The 4,777-nt window shown below is 32.8% G+C and carries 4 protein-coding genes; 1 reads left to right on the forward strand and 3 read right to left on the reverse strand.

Annotation, left to right across the window (positions count from 1 at the left end; all coding sequences use genetic code 11):
• Positions 1 to 176 precede the first annotated feature (176 nt).
• Positions 177 to 839, reverse strand: coding sequence for an ABC transporter ATP-binding protein (locus HKP48_RS09600; protein WP_296345269.1), 663 nt, complete (start codon positions 837 to 839; stop codon positions 177 to 179).
• Positions 840 to 885: 46 nt separating this feature from the next.
• On the reverse strand, positions 886 to 3,288 hold the full coding sequence (locus HKP48_RS09605) for a DUF5916 domain-containing protein (RefSeq protein WP_296345261.1): 2,403 nt from the start codon (positions 3,286 to 3,288) through the stop codon (positions 886 to 888).
• A gap of 220 nt (positions 3,289 to 3,508) precedes the next feature.
• Here HKP48_RS09605 and HKP48_RS09610 point away from each other — a divergent pair, with 220 nt between their 5' ends.
• Complete coding sequence (locus tag HKP48_RS09610; protein ID WP_296345263.1) at positions 3,509 to 3,778, forward strand: hypothetical protein; 270 nt, start codon at positions 3,509 to 3,511, stop codon at positions 3,776 to 3,778.
• On the opposite strand, the gene HKP48_RS09615 is transcribed toward HKP48_RS09610, so the two are convergent.
• Positions 3,779 to 4,540: a CDP-alcohol phosphatidyltransferase family protein gene (locus HKP48_RS09615; protein ID WP_296345266.1), complete on the reverse strand. Its 762-nt coding sequence runs from the start codon at positions 4,538 to 4,540 to the stop codon at positions 3,779 to 3,781.
• Positions 4,541 to 4,777: the final 237 nt, after the last annotated feature.

The following is a 4,777-nucleotide window of genomic DNA, read 5'->3' on the forward strand; positions in this document are numbered from 1 at the left end:
TATTGAAAAATCAGATATACAGAAAGCGAGTAAGGTGAGATCTACTAAAGGACTGAGTCTACATGTTTATGGACGATTAGCCGCAGCCTTTATAACACTAATATTTAACTCTTGATTCGCATTATTATTTTACTTATGGGTGGTTTTACATTAAAAATGATGAATAAAAAAGAGGATTAATCCATAATCTTACCATCTACCATAGTCAATTTTCTATCCGCCATGGCTGCCAATTCTTGGTTGTGCGTAACGATAACAAAGGTTTGCTTAAATTCTTCTCGAAGTTTAAAGAAGAGTTGATGGAGTTGTTCGGCAGATTCACTATCTAAATTCCCTGAAGGCTCATCTGCAAAAATGATTTTAGGCTTATTAACTAGTGCCCTAGCTACTGCCACACGTTGTTGTTCACCACCAGACAAGGCATTGGGCTTATGGTCAATTCTATCTGACAAGCCTAAATAGGCAAGGAGTTCTTTGGCACGTTTCTCGGCTTCAGCCTTTGGTGTTTTATAAATAAATGCAGGGATACATACATTTTCTAAAGCTGAAAATTCTGGTAATAACTGATGAAACTGAAAAATAAAACCAATATTGGTGTTTCTAAACTTTGCTAACGCTTTATCGTTTAGTTGGCTTATGGCTGTTCCATTAATTATAAGTTGTGTGTCTTCTTTATAGTCTGGTTTGTCTAGTGTTCCTAAAATTTGAAGTAGTGTTGTTTTTCCAGCGCCCGAAGCACCAACTATTGAAATAATCTCACTTTCTTCGATAGAAATATCGACACCTTTAAGGACATGTAAGTCTTTATAAGACTTAAAAATTTGCTTTGCTGTAATGATTGCTGCCATAGACCGTGAAAATAATATTTAAAGTCTAGCCATACAATTAGCTTTGATTATTATTTTTTGAGAAAATAGATTTTATACCATTAAAATCTATAAAATATTGAAGCCTTAATGAAAATTGGTTTAATGCTGGTTGTTCAAAAAGTGTATTAAAACTTGTAGAAAATGTATCAAATGAATTATCATTAACATTAAATAACTGGTTTCGGTACAAGGCTGTTAAAAAACTACCCGGAGCAAATTGCCAAGAGTAGCTTAAGTCTACATTCCATGTTTTAAAATTTACATTTGGGTCATCCGTGACATTATCTAAATTATAATTGGAATCGGTAGTTAATCTTCCATTATCTAAAAGTGTAAATAGCTCGTAGTCATAATCTACTGTATCCCAATAATTTCTTAAGTTAAGAGATAAAGTATGTAAAGGGTTAAATGTATAATTGGCTGTAATTGTATTGGTTACACGACGTCTGTCTCGTTCTCCAAATATAGTTTCATCATTTTCACTTGTTGCAAAACCCCGTTCGCCCTTACGTTTATTATATTCGAATTTGTATACCAAAATGAAGTTGTCGTTAAAACGATACCGTGGTTCTAATTCTAAATTAACGGATGTAAAATCACGTCCATCTTCAAAAATAGCACCTACAGAAGCTCTAATGTCGTAAGCAAAAGGCCTGTTGTAGTTAGTAGAAATAAAGCCTCCAATTCGACCTGAATTTTCAAAAATAAAAGGACGTCCATCTCTCGATTCGAAATAATCGAACTGTTTTCCAGGGCTAAATCTAAAGTTAAACCCGTAAGCATCTAAGGATTTTTTAGCGATAGCAAAATAGTTAGCTCCAAAATTAAAGCCAGAAAATACACCAGGATTTGCTAAACGTCTATAATTCACAAAACCATTAATTCTATAACGGTTTAGTTTTTCCGTAGGTTCAAAAATTTCATAAGACCAATCTGCACCAAAATCATTTCTGTTGTTCCTTAGGTTTAAGCCTATATCATTGATATTAAATTTAGTGTCCGCAAACCTATGGTCAAAACTATAACGCCAGTTGCCATGAGTTTTTCCAACAAATAGAAAGCTACTAAAACCAGTTTCCGCTTCCGCATTTTGAAAATTAACATGACTTAATCTTGCTTCAGTATCTATTCTAAATGTATTTCGTTTATTTTGAAAGTTACTAACTAAAGCTGTTGCATTAGCATCCCTAAAACTACCTTCACGAAGTACATTGGTGTTTATTAAGCTTATGGATGAATTACCGTTGTACTGTTGGTCTACTACAAAAATATTATAGTTTGTAAAAGGTTCTACAACTTCATCTCTTAAAATAACATCATTATCATCTGTTATGGCTGCTGTAGTCTTTTCAGTGATGGCGTTCAATATTCCAATTCCTAAACCGCTTTTAGAACGCCCCGATACCTTTATGGCATTTAAAACTTTCGTGGTATTCGGTCTGTTTAAATTTTCATTTTCGGCCAAGTCTACTTCACCTACAGGCGCATTACCAATTCGTCTAGAAAAGAATAAACCACCTTTTGAAAATAAATCCACGCCTTCTGTAAAAAATTGACGTTGTTCTCTAAACGTTTGCTCAAATGGCCCAAGATTTAACTCCAAATTATCGAAGCCTACTTGACTAAAATCAGGAATTAATGTAGCATCTAAAGTAATATTGTCTGTAATACCATATTTAATGTCTAATCCAAATTTTAAATCTGTTTCTGTTTCTCCATCAAAATTAGTAGCAATACCTGTTGTAAATGGATATAGATTTAGCCTTACAGGAGGCTTTATGTTGTCTAAACCTTTTAATTCGCCATGGTACAAACCAATATTTCCTTGAGTTGGGTCAATAGGATTCCATGTATAGCGAGCTCGGTCTCGTCTAAATTCTCTATGAAATTGAATACCCCAAGTTGGTGTTTCTTGTTCGGGAAAACGTAAGGCACGATAGGGTATTTTTATTTCTACGGTCCAACCGTCATCCTGCATTTTTACAGCGCTTTTCCAAACAGCATTCCATCCAAAATCTTCTCCTATGGTTGGGTTAACTATAGCGTCTGCTTGCTGTCCAGAGGCAAACACAAAAAATGTAGTGTCATTTTGTGCATCGTTGTTTGGATTTATAACCACTAAAAAAAAATCAGCCTGACCAAAATCGTCTCTATTGGTTTGTTGTTTCATTATTTTGCTAGGGTCATCGTACAAATAAGCCGAAATATATATGGCTTGGTCATCGTAAGTCATTTTAACTTCTGTACGAACGTCTTTAGAAGCTTTTAAACCAATTTCTGGCTGAAAGGAAATGAAATCAGTAGCTATTTCTGCATTTTGCCAAGCTGAATCATTGAGGTTACCGTCTATCTTAGGCGCAATTTCATTCCGGTTAACATGGAGAGTCTTTTTATCTTGACCGTTTACTAACGTAACCATTAAAAATATAAAAAGAAAAAAAAGCTTAAATTTTGACAACAAAATACCTCTGGTTTTAATGGCTTTTAGGGATTGGAATTTTTATTAATTTGACACAAAGCTAATAAGCTAAATGAGTGATTGCTCTTAATTAAACGTTAAAAATCAAGGACTAGAGTAGTGCCAAGTTGATATTATTATTTTTTGGAATGCTTATTGATTTAATTGAATAAAATAATATATGAACAAATACCTTAAATTACTTTTAAGCCTATTGCTCGACGCTATGGGTTATGTCTCCTTTGTTATCCTTGGTATTGGTGAATTTTCAGATATTGTTTGGGCGCCATTATCTGGTTTTATAATGACAAAGCTTTACAAAGGAAAACAGGGACGTATTGCTGGTGTTATTTCTTTTGTTGAAGAAGCGTTTCCTTTTAGTGATGTTGTACCTACATTTACATTAATGTGGATATACACTTATCTTTTAAAATCTAAGAAAAAAGGATAATTATAAAGATTTTCTTATGGCTATAAACCCAAAAATAAGAAGAGTTGTAACTATGAAATAGGGTATAATATATTCTTTTAATCCTAAAACTAGCAAAACAGCAATCATCAATAATTGAAAACCTAAACCAAAAACAGAAAGCATAGTCATCATCCAATTCGGTAAAATTTTTCCAGTAGAAGCATTTCGGTCGAGCATATAAATTGCCTTATCAAAACTACCATATAGAATTTTATACAGTTTGAATAATATATCTACGTTTGCCTGAGTTTCACCAGGAAGTGCAGTAGGTGTCTTGTCTTCAAAAATACGGCTGGTTTTATCTCCATTATACCTGTTTCTTAAAATAACGTAGTAGTAGTTATATAATGTTCCTTGTAGCTGTATACCAAAAAAAGCAATAACTGTATACCATATATTGGCGTTAGTAATTTGCCAAATTGCCAATAGAATAAAGCCATTTAGAATAATATCTGATACAGAATCTAAATACCTACCTGTATAAGAAGGTGTGTTTTTTAGTCTTGCCAATTCGCCATCTGCCGCATCTAAAATAGATTTTAAAATCAAAAAAAAAGCAGCTAGGATATAGTACCCTTTTATAATACAGAATACTGCCAATAAACCAGAGATAATAAACCAAATAGTAACATGTATAGCTGTGAATCGCGTATTTTTAAGTGATTGGGAAATTACTCTTGCTATTGGTCTTCCGTAATCTGAAAGATCAATAAATTTACAAGCTTTGGGAAGTTTGGACATTTATAAATAAACAGAATGCATTTTGCTGAAATATATCAATATTGAAAATCTGTTTTTCGAGCTGCAATATAGTCAATTAATAGTTGAATAATTGGTTCTTTACTCTCAATAAGCAGGGCAAACGCATCTAAAAAAGTTTAATATTTGGGGTTAAATCATTGGTTTTCAGTTGTTTTTATGAATTAATTTTTGTATATTATATTGATAATCAATATTTTATGTACTTTGAAAACAACA

Origin of the sequence: Winogradskyella sp., assembly GCF_013042245.1 — a bacterium.
GTDB lineage: Bacteria > Bacteroidota > Bacteroidia > Flavobacteriales > Flavobacteriaceae > Winogradskyella.